Genomic DNA, 18,643 nt, shown 5'->3' on the forward strand with positions numbered 1-18,643 from the left:
GTATGAGTGATACGATGCGCTTTATTTTAGAGATTGCCATGTTTGTGCTGGCCTGCGGCATGATCCTGGCATTTATCCGCGCGGTAAAGGGTCCTCGTTACACAGACCGTATTGTGGCAATCAATATGATTGGTACCATGACAACGACAACGATCGGTATCCTTTCCGCTTATCTGGGTGAAACAGCATTGGTAGACGTATCTTTGGTTTATGCTCTTCTGAGTTTCCTGGCAGTTGTGATCATGTGTCATGTGGTTACACTGCATCATAAAGGACGTCTGCAGTTCCTGAGCAGAAAAGAAAAGGAGGCGAAGGAAGAATGTCAGTAAGAGAAATCGTTGCAGCAGTCTGTATCATCATCGGGCTGTTCGTGTTCCTTTGCTCCGTTTTGGGTGTATATCGCTTCAAATATGTGATGAATCGAATGCATGCGGCGGCTTTGGGCGATACCATGGGTATCTTTTTTGTAGTATTAGGTCTTTTGATTTTAGGGCAGGATATTTTCCATATGGCAAAATATGTTCTGATCATTCTGTTCTTCTGGCTGTCCAGCCCTATTGCGACGCACATGATCGCAAAGGTAGAACTTTTGACCAATAAAGATTGTGAAGAAAGGATGAAGGACAGATGAGTGAGTTTAGCATTCTGATCCAGATGATTCTGGTCGTATTTTTGATTGCCAGTGCCATTGGGGTATCTGTAACAAGGAATCTTTTCATGGCCGTTATAGTTTTTATGGGTTACAGTTCTGTTATGGCGATTGTTTGGCTTTTCCTGGAATCTCCTGACTTGGCGATCACAGAAGCAGCCGTTGGTGCAGGTATTGATACAGTACTTTTCTTCCTGACGCTGAAGAAAGTACATGCACTGAAAGGCACAAGGGAGGGATAATGGAATGAGCGAAAATAAATCTTTCTGGGAAAAATTGAAAGGCTGGATCGATGGCGATGAAATTCTCATTGATGCGGATAAGTATATTTCCACCAGAGAAAGAAAAGAAAGAGTGTCTTTCGAAAAGACAGTTTCCATGGAACGGCTGCGTTCCAATTCCACGCTGTATCGCATTCTGTGCGTTGCAATCACAGTGGTATTTATTGTGGTTATGCTGCGGGTAGTCATTGATCTGTCTATGTTTGGCGACCCCAGCAGTGTTACAAACAATGAAGTGGCACAGAGATATCTGGAGCAGGGGATTGAAGAAACCGGCGCCATCAACTTTGTAGCTGGTATGATTTTGGACTATCGTGCATTCGATACCTTTGGGGAATCCAATGTATTATTCATGGCAGTGATCGCTGTGTTGATGCTGCTGCAAAGAGATAAGAAAAATATCAGCGCGGCAGAAGATCAGGAAATGGCGGAGGATGAAGTATTTGACTCTCAGGATTCCAAGCTGATTTTGAAAAAAGGCGCAAAATGCCTGGCTCCCGTTGTAATCCTGTATGGGATTTATGTGGTATTGAATGGTCATCTGTCTCCCGGCGGCGGTTTTTCCGGCGGTTCCATCATTGGTGCCGGCCTGATTCTGTATTCTGCGGCAAACGGGCAGAAAAAAATGCAGACATTCTTTACGATTAAAACACTGACAAAGATCAGCGTTGCGTGTCTGCTGACCTATTGCGGCTGTAAGAGCTATTCCTTCTTTACAGGTGCAAACCATGTTGGCTGGGAAATCCCGAAGGGTACCCCCGGCGCAATCTTGAGCTCCGGCTTTATCCTGCCTCTGAATATTTGTGTTGGTTTGGTCGTTGCTTGTACAATGTATGGATTCTATGCGTTATTTACAAAAGGAGAAGTCTGATTATGAGTCATCTGTTGACAAATTATTATGAAGCAGCTTCGGTTATCCTCTTTGGCATTGGATTCATGAATCTGCTTCTGCAAAACAATCTGATTAAAAAATTCATTGGTTTGAATATCATGGATACGGCCACCTACCTTTTTCTGGCATCCAAGGGCTATGTTTCAGGCAGAGTTGCGCCGATCCTGACAAATGGCATCATTGATGCGGATTACTATGTCAATCCCATTCCGGCCGGTCTGGTTCTGACAGGTATCGTAGTATCCGTAAGTGTAACTGCGTTCTCTCTCGCTTTGGTTCTGAGATTATATAAGCATTATGGCTCTCTGAACATGGACGAGATCCTGCGTATGATGAGAGAGGAGGAAGGGGAATAATATGGAGCATCATTTGAATTTAGTACATAATATACCTTTCTTCAGCATCTTTTTTGCGATGTTCTGCGGTATTATCACACCATTGATTAAAAACGGACGTACTGCCCGCCGTCTGCACGGGTTCATGGTGCTGCTGGTGGGGGCTTTGTCTGTAGTCCTCCTGGTCAATGTTACCCAAAATGGGGAAGCATTTACCTTTATGATGGGGCATTTCCCTGCGCCTTGGGGCAATGAACTGCGTGTTGGCCCACTGGAAGCACTGCTGGCAGTATTGGTTAGCGTAGTTATGTTCCTGACGATTACGGGCGGCAGCGATATCATTTTTAAAGAAATTGTTCCGGAAAAACAGAATTTCTACTTCATTATGCTGAATGCTACCTTTGGTGCAATGTTGGCGATGACCTATACAAACGATATCTTCACAGGCTATGTTTTTATTGAGATTTTAACGATCGCATCCTGTACGCTGATCTTGGCGAAAGGAACAAAACAGGCAATTGTAGGTACCACCCATTACTTGGTATTTGGCTGTATGGGTTCCGGTCTGTTTTTGTTGGGGGTATGTATCCTGTATGGTATCACAGGGCAGCTGTTATTCCCCCAGATCAAAGAAGGGGTTGCGGCGCTGATGGCAACCGGGGAATATCATTTTGCCCTGATGATTGTAGTCAGCCTGATGTTTGTTGGTCTTGGTATCAAGAGCGCGTTGTTCCCGTTCCATTCCGCACTGCCTACCGCTTACGGTTCTACGATGACAACTTCCAGTGGGATCCTGTCTGGTCTGGTTTTGAAAGCATATATCATTTTGGCAATCAAACTGACCTTTGAAGTATTTACAATACAGACACTGGTAGATTTGAAGATTGCGGACGTTATGTTCGTTTTGGGTGTCCTTGGCATGGTCATGGGGTCTGTTTATGCCGTAAAGGAAAGCCGTATGAAGCGTATGCTGGCTTATTCCTCTGTGGCACAGATTGGTTATATCTTCATGGGCATTGGCCTGGGTTCTGTAGCCGGTATGCTGGCAGCATGTTTCCATGTATTTGCCCATGCAGTTACAAAATCTATGCTGTTCGTATGCTGTGGTGCGTTTATTGAAGATGCCGGCGGCAAGGAACAGCTGGAAAACCTAAAAGGTGCGGCTCACAGAAATCTTTTGGCGGGTATTGCATTTACGGTGGGCACCCTGTCTATGATTGGTGTGCCTTTGTTTGCAGGCTTTATTTCCAAGCTGTATTTTGCAATTGCGGCTGTGGAAATGACGGGTCTGCGGCTGATACTGGTTTTGGCGGCTCTGGCAATCTCCATGATTCTGAACGCCATGTATTTCCTGCCTTCTGTTATTGCTATTTGGACTCGTCCGAAAGAAGAAGGAGAAGAGACAACCAAAAAAGCTCAGGTTTCTCCTACATTCGCTCTGGCGATGGTATTGTTTATCGTAGTCAATCTGGTATTGGGGATCGGTTACCGTCCCATTATCGATGTAATGAAATTAGGCATCGAATTGATCCAGATGACATTGTGATGAGAGAATGAGGTGAGAAAAAATGAGCGGAACTGTACTTTTGCTGCTCCCAATGATTTTACCTTTTATCTTTGGTCTCATCATTGGCTTCCAGAAGGAAGAAAAGCAGCGCAATACTTTAGTTTTTATCGCAATGGCTGTTGAAGCAGGTCTGGTGTGGTATCTGTGCATGGGAGATCATTCCTTCCTTTTGTGGCAGATTACAGATCGTCTTTCCCTTGCGTATCATACGGACGGGCTGGCAAAATTCTTTGCATGCCTGATCAGTACGATCTGGCTGATCGTAGCAGTATTTTCCATGGAATATATGAAGCATGAGCATAAACCGGAACGGTTTTTCATGTTTTACACCTTTTCCTTGGGGGCATTGATGAGCCTGTGTTTTTCCGAAAATATGATGACATTGTATCTGTCCTATGAATTTATGACAATTCTGACAGCTCCAATGGTTATTCATACGGGTACACCGGAAGCAGTCCGTGCCGGTCTGAAATATCTGGGTTACTCTTTCTTTGGTGCAGGCTTGGGGCTGATGGGTTTCTTCTTCCTGAACACCTATTGCGAAACAACCACTTTCGCTGCCGGCGGTACGCTGAATATGGCGTTGGTGGCAGGGAATGAAAACCTGATGCTGATCGTGTTCTTCCTGATGGCTCTGGGCTTTGGCTGTAAGGCGGGTATGTTCCCCCTGCATGCTTGGCTGCCCACGGCCCACCCGGTAGCACCTTCCCCTGCATCTGCAGTCCTTTCCGGTATCATCACAAAGGGCGGCGTTATCGCTATCATCCGTGTGACATATTATCTGTTCGGCGTGGATTTCCTTCGGGGAACCTGGGCACAGACCGCACTGCTGGTGTTGTCCATCATCACTATCTTCATGGGCTCCATGCTGGCTTATAAAGAAAAACTGTTGAAAAGAAGATTAGCCTATTCCACCGTTTCCAACGTTTCCTACGTTGTGTTTGGGCTGATGCTGATGTGCCCCGCAGGTTTCATGGGTGCACTGCTGCAGGTAGTTTTCCATGCTGTTGCAAAGAACATCCTGTTCCTTTGCGCCGGTGCTATCATCTACAAAACCCATAAAACCTTCGTTTATGAACTGAAGGGAATTGGAAAGGAAATGCCTATCGTTATGTGGACATTTGCCTTGGCAGCATTGTCCCTGATCGGGATTCCTCCTACCAGCGGTTTTGTCAGCAAGTGGTATCTGGCACAGGGCGGTTTGCTGCCGGAAGCAGGCGTTTTGGGCATCGTCGGCGTAGCAGTGCTGATGGTCAGCGCATTGCTGACAGCAGGCTACCTGATGAGCATTGTGGTAAACGCATTCTTCCCCGGCAAGGACTTCAACTATGCTTCTTTGCAGAAAAAAGAACCAAATTGCTTGATGACGGTACCTCTGGTATTGCTGAGTATTGCAGTGGTTGGCTTTGGTATCCTGCCGCTGCCTTTGATGGATATCATCAGCAGTATCAGCGGAATGATTTTCTAAGGGAAAGGGAGGAAACATTATGAACGCATTTGCGACATTGTTACCGGTGATCTTTCCGATCATTGCAGGTGCTTGCCTGCTGCCGGTAAAATTTAGTGACAGAAAAGCCCGTGAAAGAGTTGTGCTGCCTATCGTTGTATTGAATGCGATTTTCGCTCTATATGCGATTTACGGCACAGAACCAGGCATGTTCACGCTTTTCCGATTCAGCGATAAACTGTCTCTGGCGCTGCAGATAGATGGCATGTCCAAGGTGTTTGGTACGATGGTTTCCCTTTTGTGGATCGTCACTACCATTTATGCCTTTGAATATATGACCCATGAAGGCCATGAGGACAGATTCTTCGCATTCTTTATTATGACATTTGGCGTCGTTGTTGGTATCGCTTTTGCTGCCAACTTCCTGACTATGTATTTGTTCTATGAATTCCTGACACTGGCCACATTGCCTCTGGTTATGCATCAGTTTGACAATAAGGCGCGCCATGCCGGGAAAATGTACATACTTTATATGATGTTCGGTGCATCTTTGGCATTCATCGGCTTCGTATTCATTCTGAGCTATGGCACAACGACGGATTTCCTCTATGGCGGTGTGCTGGATCCTGCATTGGTGGCAGGACATGAGGATATGCTTCGCTTTGTATTCGTGCTGGCATTCTTCGGCTTTGGCGTAAAAGCTGCGGTATTTCCTTTTTACCGCTGGCTGCCGAAGGCATCCGTTGCGCCTACACCCGTTACAGCATTGCTGCACGCGGTAGCAGTCGTAAAATCCGGTATTTTTGCCATCATCCGTCTGACATATTTTGCCTTTGGTACGGAATTTTTGGCAGGCACATGGGCACAGTATGTGATGCTGATTGCCGCTGCCATCACCATCGTGTTCGGTTCTACAGTAGCCCTGAGAACCCCTCACATCAAAAGAAGATTTGCATACTCTACCGTTTCCAATCTGTCCTATATCATCTTTGGCATTGCCGTGATGACACCGGCAGGCTTGGCGGCAGGTATGCTGCATATGGTTTACCATGCTGTTATCAAAATCACGCTGTTCTTTACTGCTGGCGCGATCCTGTATAAGACCCATCGGGAATACCTCTACGAGGTGGAAGGCTTTGGCAGGCTGATGCCCATTACCTTTGCCACCATGGCGATCACAGGCCTGGGGCTGGTAGGGGTGCCTCCCTTTGCCGGTTTCCATAGTAAATGGGCGTTGGCAACGGCAGCAGTTTCCAGCGGCAATCCTGTAACCTATATTGGTGTTGTTGCGTTGATTTTGTCTGCACTCTTGACGGCATTGTATATTTTCTCCATCATCATCCGGGCATATTTCCCCAGAGAAAAGGAATATCCTGCGGATTATTACCATCATGTATCTGACCCGAATAAATACATGACAGTGCCTTTGGTGATTTTGGCTATCGTTTCTATTATCATGGGTCTGATGCCCGACACACTGCTGGGTATTATGAATGACGCTATCTTGGGCGTACTGTAAAAGGAGGGGAGAAAGAATGGAACCTATTGCAACAACAAGTATCATATTACCGTTTTTGGTGTTCTTTCCTTTTCTGGGCGCAGTGATAAGCTATCTCATCGGCCGCAGCAATAAGGGCGCAAGAGACCTTTGGACATGGATTCTCTCCGCGGTGATTTTCGTTGCCAGCCTGATGCTCATTGGTAAGGAAACCGTTTATGAAATCTCCGGCTTCTGCGGATTGGGTATGAGCTTTGCCGCAGATGGATTTGGAACCATCCTGGCAGTGCTGACTTCTTCCATTTGGCTGATCACAACACTGTTTTCCAAGGAATATATGGCAGCAGAACGGAACAGGAATCGCTATTATTTCTTCGTATTCCTGACATTGGGTGCGACCATGGGTATTTTCCTTTCTGCTGATCTGTTTACAACATTTATCTTCTTCGAAATCATGTCCTTCACCTCCTTTGTATTGGTTATGCACGATGAAGAAGAATTTACAGTGCGTGCGGCGAAAACCTATCTGGCGGTGGCAGTTATCGGCGGTCTGGTAACGCTGATGGGTCTGTTTATGATGTATCAGAAAGCCGGCACATTGAATATGAGCGAGTTGACAGCCTTCATGCAGGCTCAGGAAAATCCTGCAGATTTCTATGCCATCGGCGTCTTGATCCTGTTTGGCTTTGCTGCAAAGGCCGGTCTGTTCCCGCTGCATATTTGGCTGCCCAATGCCTACACCGTGGCACCTGCGCCTTCCAGCGCGCTGCTTTCCTGCCTGCTGACAAAAACCGGTGTATTCGGCACGATTATCGTAAGCTGCAAGCTGTTCCTGCACGATGCAGTTTGGGGAAACTTTATTTTGATTCTGGGCATCATTACCATGGTCATGGGGGCAGTTCTGGCGGTATTCTCCGTAAATCTGAAGAGAACACTGGCTTGCTCCTCCATGTCTCAGATTGGCTTTATCATCATTGCCATCGGGATGCAGGGCTTGCTGGGCGAACATAACGCCCTGGCGGCCAGCGGTACTTTTCTGCATTTCCTGAATCACTCGCTGTTCAAGCTGCTGCTGTTTATCGGCGCAGGGGTGATTTTCATGAACCTGAGAGAACTGAACCTGAACAAGATACGTGGATATGGGAAAGAGAAACCTCTGCTGAAATTTATCTTCCTGATGCCTATTTTGGGGATCGGCGGTATCCCTCTGTGGAACGGATATATTTCCAAGACATTGATTCACGAAAGCATGGTGGAATATATCGAGCTTCTGGCGGAAGCAGGGCAGTCCACAACATTCATGCATTGCGCGGAAGCATTATTCCTGTTCTCTGGCGGGCTGACATTGGCATATATGACAAAGATTTTTGTATGTATCTTTATTGAGGATAACCCCTATGGCGTGCCTCAGTCTGTGAGAAAAGGCCCTTATATGAGCAAAATGATGGCTGTCATTTTGGCGGCAATCGCGATCCTGCTGCCCGTTTTGGGCTGCTTGCCGCATCAGACACAGGATGTTCTGGCGGCTATGGGCGCGCATTTCATGAATGCCCATACACCTGACCATGCCATCCATTATTTCGCATGGGTGAACCTGAAAGGTGCAGTCATTTCCATCTGTGTTGGCGTTATCGTTTACTTCCTGTTCATCCGCAAGGTGCTGATGAGAAAGGACGAAAACGGCAATTTGGTTTATGTGGATTGCTGGCCTGCATGGTGCAATATCGAAGAGAAGATCTATCGTCCTCTGCTGCTGATTGTTCTGCCCTATATCGGCGGTTTCTTCGCCCGTATCGCAGGCAACCTGCTGGACGGTTTTATCTCCATATTGCGTATGCTGATCTTCAATGATGACAATGGCCGTGTGGTTCCTCCGGAAGATAAATATTTCTCTGCTTATACGGATTATGAAGCAGACCACGAAATGTACCGGGAAGGCTTCGCGACCAGCCTGCTGCTGATCGGCATTGGTTTGACAATCGCGGTTATCTATATTATTCTTGCATAAGGCATAAGATTTTTGCCCCTGCTCCCAAAGAGCGGGGGCTTTTGCGTTAGAGGGAAGAAAGGAAGCAAAAAACAGCGATGGATTTTCTGTCTGCGGAAACTCTGTGATTGACAGCCGCATTTCCACAAGGTAAAATCAATATAGAGTATTCTGCAAAAAAAGGAGCAGGGAATATGAATTTTAAAAAATGGATCTCATTTGGCCTAGCTGGGTGTTTTCTTTTCAGCGGCTGCGCTGCGCAGAGGGAACAGGCACAGGCTGCACTGGAAAACAGTCAGCAGGAAAATAGATATGAAGCGACTTCTTTCGCTATGGATACGGTGATGACATTTACCATTATCCATGAGGATGGAGAAGAATTGCTGATTGATGCGGAACAGGAAATTAGAAGATTAGAAAATTTATTTTCTGTAACATTGGATGACAGCGAAGTAAGACAGATCAATGAGAATGCGGGAGACAAACCGGTTCATGTATCAGCGGATACACTGGCTTTGTTAAAGACAGGGGAAGAGTTGGGCGAGAAAACAGGAAATGCGTTTGATATTGCGATTTACCCAGTGGTAAAAGCATGGGGATTTACAGAAGAAGAACATAGTGTACCCTCGCAGGAAACGATTGACAGATTGCTTCCTTTGACAAATTTGGACGGTTTGATCCTGAATGAGGAGGATTCTACAGCATATCTGGAAAAAGAGGGCATGGCAATAGATTTGGGCGGTGTTGCCAAAGGATATGCTTCCGATCGGGTGAAGGATTTACTGAAAGAAAAAGGCGTAGAATCGGCATTGTTATCTTTGGGTGGCAATATCTGTGCCATTGGCAGCAAGCCTGACGGTAACCCCTGGAAAACAGCTGTGCAAAATCCCATAGATGAAAATGATTATGTAGGCCTGTTGGAGGCGACAGATACCTGTATCATCACTTCCGGCGGTTATCAGAGATATTTTGAAGAAGACGGCAAGCGGTATCATCATATTATCGACCCTGCCACAGGCTGGCCTGCAGAAAGCGGTCTGCTTTCTGTGACGATTGTTTGTGAGAGCGGTACGAAAGCTGATGCACTTTCTACGGCGTTGTTCGTGATGGGGCTGGAGGATGCACTGTCCTATTGGAAGAGCCAAAATGATTTTGAAGCAATTTTTGTGACAGAAGACGGAGAAGTTGTAGCCACAGAAGGGTTGAAAGACAGCTTTACATTTGAAGGAAAAGATAATGATTTTACTTATCGGCTGGCAGAAAGATAAAAGGAGGAACTTGATATGGGGAAATGCAGAGATTTTTTGAACACAGTAACATTTGAATGTGATTGGAAAGATATGGGGCTAATGGGCATTTGCGCGGGCTCCTTGGGGGCACTGGCAGGCATGGTTGTGCCTGAAAAATATAAAAATGCGGCAGCCTTTGGCGCAGGGGCAGGCTTTTTTCTCTCTGCGGTGGCAGTGACAGTGAAAAGCATTGAAGCGTCAAGAGAAAAGGATTTTGATAAAGATTTTGACGAGTGGGAAGATTTCGATGAGGAAGACTGCTTGACGGAGCATGCCGAAAAAGAAACCGAAGGGGAATAAACGAGAAAAAGAAAGGGTATTCAAGGAAAATTAGATTTTTTGATGCCCTTTTGTCATATATTGCGGAAAAACGGAAGGGTATCTGTTTTTTCGCTGTAAGGAGGTAAGGTTATGGGTATTTTGAAGGTAGGCATCGGCGCAGCCCAAGGGGTGCTGGCGGATACATGGAGAGAGTATTTCTATTGTCCCTCCATGGAGGCGGATGTTTTGGTGCAGAAGGGGGAACAGCGCCAATCCAAAAGAGGCTTGAATGCGAAAAAGAGTGAAAATATTATTTCCAACGGTTCCATCATTGCAGTCAATGAGGGACAATGCATGATGATTGTGGAGCAGGGAAAGGTGGTAGAGGTTTGCGCGGAAGCGGGGGAATTTCTTTATGATACTTCTGCAGAGCCCAGCATTTTTTATGGTGACCTGAAGGAAAGCATCAAAGAAAGCTTCCAACAGTTTGGTAAGCGTGTGGGGTTTGGCGGCGATACTGCCGGAGACCAGAGGGTATATTTTTTCAATACGAAAGAAATTTTGGGTAACAAATACGGCACATCCAACCCCGTACCGTTTCGTGTGGTAGATGCGAATATTGGTCTGGATATTGATATTTCCATTCGATGCCATGGGGAATATGCGTATCGAATGACAGACCCGGTTTTGTTCTATAAAAATATTTGTGGCAATGTGGAGGATACATATACCAGAGACCGCATTGATTCTCAGCTGAAAAGTGAAATGCTGACAGCTTTGCAGCCTGCCTTTGGCAAAATTTCCGCTATGGGTATCCGCTACAGTGCGTTGCCTGGCCATGCGATGGAACTTTCCCAGGCACTGAATGAGGTTTTAGCGGAAAAGTGGGGCGGCAGATATGGAATTGAAATCACATCCATCGGTGTGAACAGCGTGAAGGCTTCTGAGGAAGACGAAGCCATGATCAAAGAATTGCAGAGAAATGCCGCCCTTCGCAATCCTTCCATGGCGGTGGCGCATCTGGTGAATGCACAGGCGGAAGCTATGCAGGCAGCGGCGGCAAATAATAATGCAGGGCCTATGATGGCCTTTGCTGGTATGAATCTGGCGAATCAGGCGGGCGGCATGAATGCAGGTCAGTTGTTCCAAATGGCGGCTCAGCAGCAACAGCCCCCACAGCCTATGCAAGGCTGGAACTGTGCCTGCGGCAAAGCAGGAAATACAGGGAATTTTTGTACAGAATGCGGCGGCAGCAAGCCTGCGGAAAACTGCTGGATCTGTGAATGTGGTTCTCAGAATAAAGGCAAATTCTGCCCCCAGTGCGGGAAACCAAAGCCCACAGGCGTACCCCAGTACAAATGCGATAAATGCGGATGGGAGCCGGAAGACCCCACAAAGCCGCCCCGTTTCTGCCCGGAATGCGGCGATCCTTTTGGTGATGAAGACAGAAAATAAGACGGAGAAGAAAAAAGTCATCCACTCATTTCGGTGTGGATGACTTTTTCTTTATGGCAGGGGCAGAATCAAAGGTATGATTCCTGCCCAGCATATAAGCCAGTTTGACAAGACCTTTTTCCTCTTCTGAAAGCTCTCGGTTTAATTTTTCTTCTACATACAGAAAAAGAGATTTCGTATTTGTCCGCAGGCGTTTTGGTTTTTTCGCCAGCATAGTCAGCGGTTGAAAGGTCTCTGGTCTGATCTTTTGGGGATGGGTGATGGCGAAGATTTTTGCGGTATAGACTGCATCATTGAGGGCATCATGAAAATTTTCTTCCTCAGGAATGCCCAATTCTGTCACGGCATTTTTCAGCCCGATGGCTTTTCCTTCTTCATGGTGCAGATATTCCGCCGCGAAGGGTTGAATATTCAAAAACTGATCTGTCATGGCTTCTCCATCCAGATTGTAGAAGTAGATATTGCGGTAAAGGGATTTGATATCATCCCCGCCCCAAGTGCAAAGGATGGCAGGTTCTTTTCCGATGAAGGCCAAAAATGCCTGATAAGCTTCGGCAAAGGTGGGCTTGTCCGCCAGTTGTTCCGGGTGGATGCCTGTGATTTTTTCCACAAAAGGATGCAGCCGCGGGTAGATTTGGGGGCGGATCATGTAGTTGAAGGTGCCCAGCTGTTGGAAATTTTCATTTAGCTTCACGGCGCCGATTTGGATGATTTCAAAGGGACATTCGGGGTTGGGTTCTACTTTTTTTCCTGTTTTGAAGGGAAAGGACTGGTTGAATTCCAAGTCCAGTACGATATAATTCATTTTGCGTACCTCCTGTTCTGTTTCATAGTGTATCATGTTTTACAAGGGAAAGGAAGGGAAACTTGTATGTATCCGGTGCGTAAAGGGAAAAGCGGTGCAAAAGCTTTGGCAGAGGAAGTCCCTCTTGTGCATCCGAGGGGGGAATGATAAAATGATAGGCAAGAAGAAATGCGAAAGTGGGTGATAAAGACATGAAACTGACGTTTACAGAAGAACAGATCAAGCAAGAACTGAATAAAATCTATCTGGAGGAGGACGACCTTCTGATGGAAGGGGAATTTGTGACGGGCGAAGGAAAGCATTACATTATCACTGGCGTTGCTACCATTGAAGGAGAACGCTACCATGAATTTGAGATTGAATTTGAACTGGCGGAAGAGCCGGCGGAGGAAACACTGGAATCCATCATGGAAACAGAGTGGGATTGGTATGATTTTCTTTGTTGATTGGAGAGGAGGAAACTAAGATGGAGCAATTTCGGTTTTTTATGCCTGCGGATGCGTATTTTGGGCGGGGGTGTATTGCTGCCCATAAGGATGCAATGGCGAAGCTGGGGAAAAAGGCAATGGTCGTAACAGGGCGGACTTCTGCCAAGAAGAATGGCGCCCAGAAGGATATCACAGATGCTTTGGACAGTCTGGGGATCCAGTGGATTCTGTTCGATGAGATCGGCGAAAACCCTGATGTGGAGACAGTGGAAAAAGCGGCGGCTCTTGCTGTTCAGGAAAAAGTCGAATTTTTCATTGGCATCGGCGGCGGCTCTCCCATGGATGCATCGAAAGCCATTGCTGTGATGGCGGCACAACCGGAAAGAGGAACGGATGCCCTTTGGGATGCCAACAGCAAAGCATTGCCTATTGTGGCCGTGCCTACCACGGCGGGGACAGGTTCTGAAGTGACCCAGTATGCGATTGTAACCCTCCACGCAAAGCGAACGAAATCCAGTATCGCAGCTCATATTTTCGCAACAGTATCCTATCTTGACCCGAAATATATGGATACGCTGCCTGCGAAAACAACAAATAATACGGCTGTGGATGCCCTGACCCATCTCATTGAAAGCTATCTTTCCGCTAAGGCAAACTATGTCAGCAGAAAGATCGTGGAAATGGGTCTGTCAATTTTTAAGGAGTGCATTCCTGATTTGAAAGCCAGAAACTATCCTGCGGAAACAAGAGATAAGCTGATGCTGATGTCTGCCTTAGGCGGTGCGGCGATTGCCCAGACGATGACTTCTCTGCCCCATGGTATGGGATATTTCCTGACTTATGAAAAGGGATTGCCCCATGGTATGGCCAATGGCGTGCTGACCCAAGCCTATGTGGAACAGTTTCCCGCGGGAGATGTACATGTGGCAAAGCTGCTGGAATGCTTGGGATTCAAAGACACCAAGGAATTAGGCGCATTTTTGGATGATGTGCTTGATCATGAAGCAGCCTATACGGAAGAGGATATTAACTATTATACAGATCGTTTTATGGAACAGCCCGGGAAAATCGCAACCTTTCCTTATCCATTGACAAGGGAGGATGTTTATAATATGTACAAAAAATCCTTGATGAAATAAGTGAAAAGACTGGAAAGGCAACTTTCCGGTCTTTTTTCATATATTGAGGGAAAAAGGGGAGAAATGCCCATGCCCAGAGTATATTTAAGTCCATCCTTACAGGAATATAATCCCTTTATCAATGGCGGTTCAGAGGAGGAGATCATGAACTTGATCACAGATGCTATGGAGCCCTATCTGACCGCATCCGGCATCGAATTTCTGCGGAATGAGCCGGAAATGACCCTCGGCGAAGCCATTGCCGATTCCAATGCAAATAATGTAGATTTCCACCTTGCCATCCATTCCAATGCCTCTCCGGAATCCATTGCCGGCACCAGACAGGGACCGGTGGTTTATTATTACAGCACCAGCCCCTATGGCAGAGAAATGGCAGAGTTGATTGCAGAACAAATGCGGCAGATTTATCCAGACCCCAGCAAGGTACAGGTTATGCCTACAACAACCCTGCGGGAACTGCGGCGGACCAATGCGCCTTCTGCTCTGGTGGAAGTAGCTTATCACGATAATTATCAGGATGCCAACTGGATCAAACAAAATATCCAGCCCATTGCACGGGCGCTCAGCAAATCCTTGGCGGAATATTTTGGGATTCCTTTTGTGGAACCGGAAACAACATAAAGCTTGCACAGGCGCGAAAACATCGCGCCATTTTTTTATTATTAGAAAAATGGGAAAGAGTTAATTTTATTTTATACAAAAATCCAATGAGAAAAGGGAAATAGATTTAGCAGAATTTCCGAAACTAAAAATATTTGAAAATTTTTGCAGGAAATTTCGAATAATGGTCGAATAAAATTAAAAGTACAGATTGTGTATTCTCAATATACTGTATACATAAATAAGCCCCTGACGGACAGGCTCCGTTAAATTATATTTTAGGGAGGGAAACAAACTATGAAAAATTATGCAGCAAACAGAGTTAGAAACGTAGTTCTTTTGGGACACAGTGGTTCTGGTAAAACAACTTACTCCGAAGCAGCACTGTATTACTCCGGTGCAACAAAACGTTTCGGTAAAGTGGAAGAAGGAAACACTGTATCTGACTATGAAGCAGAAGAAATCCGCCGTAAGGTGTCTATCAATACATCCGTAATTCCTGTTGAATGGCAGGATACAAAGATCAACTTCCTGGATACACCCGGTTATTTCGACTTCGCAGCGGAAGTAAAACTGGCAATGAACGTAGCGGATACAGGCCTGATTATGGTTTCCGCCAAATCCGGCGTTGAAGTTGGTACAGAAAAAGCATGGGAATACTGTGAAGAAATGCACCTGCCCAGAATCATCTTCATCAACCAGATGGATGATGAAAATGCAGACTTTGAAAAAACATTGGCTGAACTGAGAAAAGACTTCGGGAAAGCTGTTGCGCCTCTGCAGATTCCCTTCGATGATGAAAACGGCAACTTTATTGGTTTTATCAATCTGATTAAGAGAGACGCAAGAAAGAAAGTAAACGGCAAGCTGCAGAAATGCGAAATGCCTGAAGAAAAGAAGGATCAGGTAGAAGTTCTGCGTTCCATGCTGGTTGAAGTAGCGGCAGAAAGCAGCGAAGAACTGATGGAAAAATTCTTCAACGATGAAGAACTGACAGAAGAAGAAATTTACGATGGTCTGCTGGCAGGTATCTCCAACCACAGCATTGCGCCTGTTATGTGCGGTTCTGCTACATTGGGCTATGGTGTTAAACTGCTGATGAACACTATCGTTCGTTTCACTCCTCCTGCTATCGAAGCAAGAGCAAACTTCCATGCTTTCCATGATGGCAAGGATGTTGTATTCTGCTCCACCGATGACGAAAGATTCTCCGCTTATGTATTCAAAACCATTGCTGACCCTTACATTGGCCGCCTGAACCTGTTCCGTGTGATGACAGGGAAACTGGATACAACCATGAGCGTTTATAATGAAGAAAAGGATACTGTTGAAAAAGTTGGCCGTTTGTATGTAGTACGAGGCAAAGAGCAGATCGAAGTGGATGAACTTCACTCTGGCGATATTGGCGCATTGGCAAAACTGTCCAATACATCCACACAGGATACCCTGTCCCTGAAAGATGCCAACATCATCATTCCTAAGATCGCACTGCCCGGTTCTGTTCTGTGCATGGCAATCCAGCCTAAAGGCAAGGGGGATGAAGATAAACTGTCCGCAGCTTTGTCGAAGATCAGAGAAGAAGATCCTACGATCAAAATGGAAGTTAACGCTGAAACAAAACAGACACTGGTTTATGGCGTTGGCGAACAGCAGCTGGATGTTATGGTACAGAAACTGAAAAATAAATATAAGATTGAGGTTGAACTGAAAGATCCCATTATTCCTTACAGAGAAACCATCAAAGGCAAAGCCTCCGTTCGCGGCAGATACAAAAAACAGTCCGGCGGTCATGGTCAATTTGGTGATGTTGTAATGGAATTTGAACCCAGCTATGATACAACAACACCGTATATTTTTGAAGAAAAGATCTTCGGCGGTTCCGTTCCCAAGCAGTACTTCCCTGCGGTTGAAAAAGGCTTGCAGGAATGTGTACAGAGCGGTGTTTTGGCTGGCTACCCTGTAGTAGGCCTGAAAGCAACACTGACAGATGGTTCCTACCATCCCGTTGACTCCTCTGAAATGGCATTCAAGATGGCAACATCTGTTGCTTTCAAGGAAGGTATCCCTCAGGCAAACCCTGTTATCTTGGAACCCATCGAACATGTTGAAGTGCTGATTCCTGATAAATACATGGGCGATATCATGGGCGATATCACAAAACGCCGCGGCCGCATCCTGAGCATGGATGCAGTTGGCATGAAGAAATGCATCGTTGCAGAAGTTCCTACAGCGGAAATGCACAAATATGCTACAGATCTGCGTTCTATGACCCAGAGCCGTGGGGAATACAGACATCGCTTTGAAAGATACGAAGAAGCTCCTATGGATGTGCAGAAACGTATCATCGAAGCTCGTGCAGCTGAAAAAGATAAATAATCTGTGGCATCTGCAACAGACAATCATAGGTTTCTATGATATAATGACTGCGAGAGGTAAATTTTACCTTTCGCAGTTTTTTTTGATGATTCATACTATTTTTGGATAAATTGATTGTAATTGCAAAAGCGTATGCTTTTGCGTATCGGGTTAAGAGGCCCTTACGGGTGGATTGAGGGCAGAGCCCTCAAGGTCTTAAAGGAGGAATCGTTATGTTGGATGTTGCAATCATTGGCGGTGGCCCTGCGGCTCTGTCTGCCGCTGTGAACTGCCGCCAGCGGAATAAATCTGTTTGTGTTTTTGGCAGAAGCTTGGATAGCTCTTTGCTGTTTGCGGCGGAAAAAGTGGATAATTATTTGGGCCTGCCGGATATCAGCGGGGAAGAAATGCTGAATCAGTTTTATACCCATGCAGTAAAGCAGGGGGTGGAATTCAAAGAAACCCGTATTAAGCAGATCCTTTCTATGGGCGATCGGTATATGATTAATGCGGATAATCAGTTTATCGAGGCGAAGGCTGTGATTTTAGCCACTGGTTTGAGCAAAAGCAGGGGAATATCCGGTGAAATGGATTATCTTGGTAAGGGTGTCAGCTATTGTGCTACCTGTGATGGCATGCTTTATCGAAATAAAAAGGTTGTGGTCGTTGGTGAAAATGAGGAAGGCGAGGCAGAGGCCAATTTTCTGGCGGATATCTGCGAAAGTGTAACCTATATTCCATTATATCAGCCTGTTTTGCATCTGAAAGAAGCGGTACAGGTGAAAGAGGGCAGACCAAAGGCGGTTTTGGGGACAAATGGTAAAGTTTCTTCTTTAGAAATAGAGGGAGAAACACTGGAGTGTGATGGTATCTTTTTTGCAAAGAACAGTACACCTCCGGAAAGTCTGCTTTTTGGACTGGAAACAGATGGAAAAAATATTCTGGTAGACCGCAGTATGGCAACAAATCTGCCGGGTGTTTTTGCTGCTGGTGACTGCACCGGTGCCCCTTATCAAATCGCCAAAGCGGTTGGAGAAGGGCTGGTGGCAGCCCTTTCTGCTGTTAATTTTATTGATGAAAAAGCACGGGAAAAGGAATAATTGCATAGAAAATAGAAAGAAAACTGCCAGTAAAGAAGCAAAATTGGCAGTTTTCTTTTGATTTATCAGATAAATTGTATAGAATTTTGGGAAAAATAAAAATGCAGTTGTTCATTTTTCTTTTACATTTGAATTTTATGTGAATTTTCAAAAAGGTACTTGAATATAACTGGATATGATGTTAATATATGTATTGTAATTAGCACTCGGGTGAAAGGAGTGCTAGCAAAAAGCGAAATCAAGGAGGTAGATTGAACATGAAACTTGCACCATTAGGAGATAAAGTCGTATTAAAACAGGTAGAAGCACAGGAGACCACAAAATCCGGTATCGTGCTGACTAGCCAGGCAAAGGAAAAACCGCAGGAAGCTATCGTAGTAGCCGTTGGCCCTGGCGGTATGGTAGGCGACACAAAGGTAGAAATGGTTGTAAAAGAAGGCGATCATGTACTCTATTCTAAATACGGCGCAATGGAAGTAAAATTTGACGGCGAAGAATATCTGATCATGCGTCAGAATGATATTTTAGCTATTATTACAGAATAATAATTTTAGG

At 45.7% G+C, this 18,643-nt stretch carries 19 protein-coding genes; 18 read left to right on the plus strand and 1 reads right to left on the minus strand.

Annotation, left to right across the window (positions count from 1 at the left end):
- Positions 1-2 precede the first annotated feature (2 nt).
- The 12 genes from ACI39P_RS09130 to ACI39P_RS09185 all read left to right on the plus strand — a co-directional run bounded on the left by ACI39P_RS09130 (position 3) and on the right by ACI39P_RS09185 (position 11,661).
- Complete coding sequence (locus ACI39P_RS09130) at positions 3-329, plus strand: monovalent cation/H+ antiporter complex subunit F (protein WP_439720357.1); 327 nt, start codon at positions 3-5, stop codon at positions 327-329.
- Positions 320-631, plus strand: a complete 312-nt coding sequence (gene mnhG, locus ACI39P_RS09135) for a monovalent cation/H(+) antiporter subunit G (protein WP_439720358.1) — start codon at positions 320-322, stop codon at positions 629-631. Before ACI39P_RS09130 ends, mnhG begins: the two co-directional genes overlap by 10 nt.
- Entirely contained in the window at positions 628-891 is a 264-nt protein-coding gene (locus tag ACI39P_RS09140) for a hydrogenase subunit MbhD domain-containing protein (RefSeq protein ID WP_439720359.1), read from the plus strand. The genes mnhG and ACI39P_RS09140 overlap by 4 nt, the downstream gene beginning before the upstream one ends.
- Positions 892-895: 4 nt before the next feature.
- The gene (gene mbhE / locus ACI39P_RS09145; protein WP_439720360.1) at positions 896-1,801 is read left to right on the plus strand and encodes a hydrogen gas-evolving membrane-bound hydrogenase subunit E; all 906 of its coding nucleotides are present in this window, start codon (positions 896-898) and stop codon (positions 1,799-1,801) included.
- A gap of 2 nt (positions 1,802-1,803) precedes the next feature.
- A complete protein-coding gene (locus tag ACI39P_RS09150) occupies positions 1,804-2,178 on the plus strand; it encodes a sodium:proton antiporter (protein ID WP_439720361.1) in 375 nt (124 codons plus the stop codon).
- A 1-nt stretch (position 2,179) separates the two neighbouring features.
- The gene (locus ACI39P_RS09155) at positions 2,180-3,703 is read left to right on the plus strand and encodes a complex I subunit 5 family protein (protein WP_439720362.1); all 1,524 of its coding nucleotides are present in this window, start codon (positions 2,180-2,182) and stop codon (positions 3,701-3,703) included.
- Between the two features lie 22 nt (positions 3,704-3,725).
- Positions 3,726-5,192 carry a complex I subunit 5 family protein gene (locus tag ACI39P_RS09160; RefSeq protein WP_439720363.1) on the plus strand — a complete coding sequence of 489 codons (1,467 nt, stop codon included), beginning with the start codon at positions 3,726-3,728 and terminating at the stop codon, positions 5,190-5,192.
- A gap of 19 nt (positions 5,193-5,211) precedes the next feature.
- Entirely contained in the window at positions 5,212-6,690 is a 1,479-nt protein-coding gene (locus tag ACI39P_RS09165; RefSeq protein ID WP_439720364.1) for a complex I subunit 5 family protein, read from the plus strand.
- 16 nt (positions 6,691-6,706) lie between these two features.
- A complete protein-coding gene (locus ACI39P_RS09170; RefSeq protein ID WP_439720365.1) occupies positions 6,707-8,677 on the plus strand; it encodes a complex I subunit 5 family protein in 1,971 nt (656 codons plus the stop codon).
- Positions 8,678-8,850: 173 nt separating this feature from the next.
- A complete protein-coding gene (locus ACI39P_RS09175; protein WP_439720366.1) occupies positions 8,851-9,924 on the plus strand; it encodes an FAD:protein FMN transferase in 1,074 nt (357 codons plus the stop codon).
- A gap of 15 nt (positions 9,925-9,939) precedes the next feature.
- On the plus strand, positions 9,940-10,245 hold the full coding sequence (locus tag ACI39P_RS09180; RefSeq protein WP_439720367.1) for a hypothetical protein: 306 nt from the start codon (positions 9,940-9,942) through the stop codon (positions 10,243-10,245).
- Between the two features lie 111 nt (positions 10,246-10,356).
- A complete protein-coding gene (locus tag ACI39P_RS09185) occupies positions 10,357-11,661 on the plus strand; it encodes an SPFH domain-containing protein (RefSeq protein WP_439720368.1) in 1,305 nt (434 codons plus the stop codon).
- Positions 11,662-11,686: 25 nt separating this feature from the next.
- Here ACI39P_RS09185 and ACI39P_RS09190 read toward each other — a convergent pair whose 3' ends face one another.
- Entirely contained in the window at positions 11,687-12,466 is a 780-nt protein-coding gene (locus ACI39P_RS09190) for an exonuclease domain-containing protein (protein ID WP_439720369.1), read from the minus strand.
- 191 nt (positions 12,467-12,657) lie between these two features.
- On the opposite strand from ACI39P_RS09190, the gene ACI39P_RS09195 reads away from it, so the two are divergent.
- From ACI39P_RS09195 to ACI39P_RS09220, 6 genes are all read left to right on the plus strand, one after another.
- Positions 12,658-12,912 carry a hypothetical protein gene (locus tag ACI39P_RS09195; RefSeq protein ID WP_439720370.1) on the plus strand — a complete coding sequence of 85 codons (255 nt, stop codon included), beginning with the start codon at positions 12,658-12,660 and terminating at the stop codon, positions 12,910-12,912.
- 20 nt (positions 12,913-12,932) lie between these two features.
- Positions 12,933-14,033, plus strand: coding sequence for an iron-containing alcohol dehydrogenase family protein (locus tag ACI39P_RS09200; RefSeq protein ID WP_439720371.1), 1,101 nt, complete (start codon positions 12,933-12,935; stop codon positions 14,031-14,033).
- 69 nt (positions 14,034-14,102) lie between these two features.
- Positions 14,103-14,654 carry an N-acetylmuramoyl-L-alanine amidase gene (locus ACI39P_RS09205; protein WP_439720372.1) on the plus strand — a complete coding sequence of 184 codons (552 nt, stop codon included), beginning with the start codon at positions 14,103-14,105 and terminating at the stop codon, positions 14,652-14,654.
- Between the two features lie 276 nt (positions 14,655-14,930).
- Positions 14,931-17,009 (plus strand): elongation factor G, encoded by a 2,079-nt coding sequence (gene fusA, locus ACI39P_RS09210; protein WP_439720373.1) that lies wholly within the window; start codon positions 14,931-14,933, stop codon positions 17,007-17,009.
- Positions 17,010-17,221: 212 nt separating this feature from the next.
- Positions 17,222-18,088, plus strand: a complete 867-nt coding sequence (locus ACI39P_RS09215; RefSeq protein ID WP_439720375.1) for an FAD-dependent oxidoreductase — start codon at positions 17,222-17,224, stop codon at positions 18,086-18,088.
- Positions 18,089-18,345: 257 nt separating this feature from the next.
- Positions 18,346-18,633, plus strand: coding sequence for a co-chaperone GroES (locus tag ACI39P_RS09220; protein ID WP_439720376.1), 288 nt, complete (start codon positions 18,346-18,348; stop codon positions 18,631-18,633).
- Positions 18,634-18,643: the final 10 nt, after the last annotated feature.

It is taken from the genome of Anaerotignum sp. (assembly GCF_051877975.1).
Taxonomy (GTDB): domain Bacteria; phylum Bacillota; class Clostridia; order Lachnospirales; family Anaerotignaceae; genus Anaerotignum_A.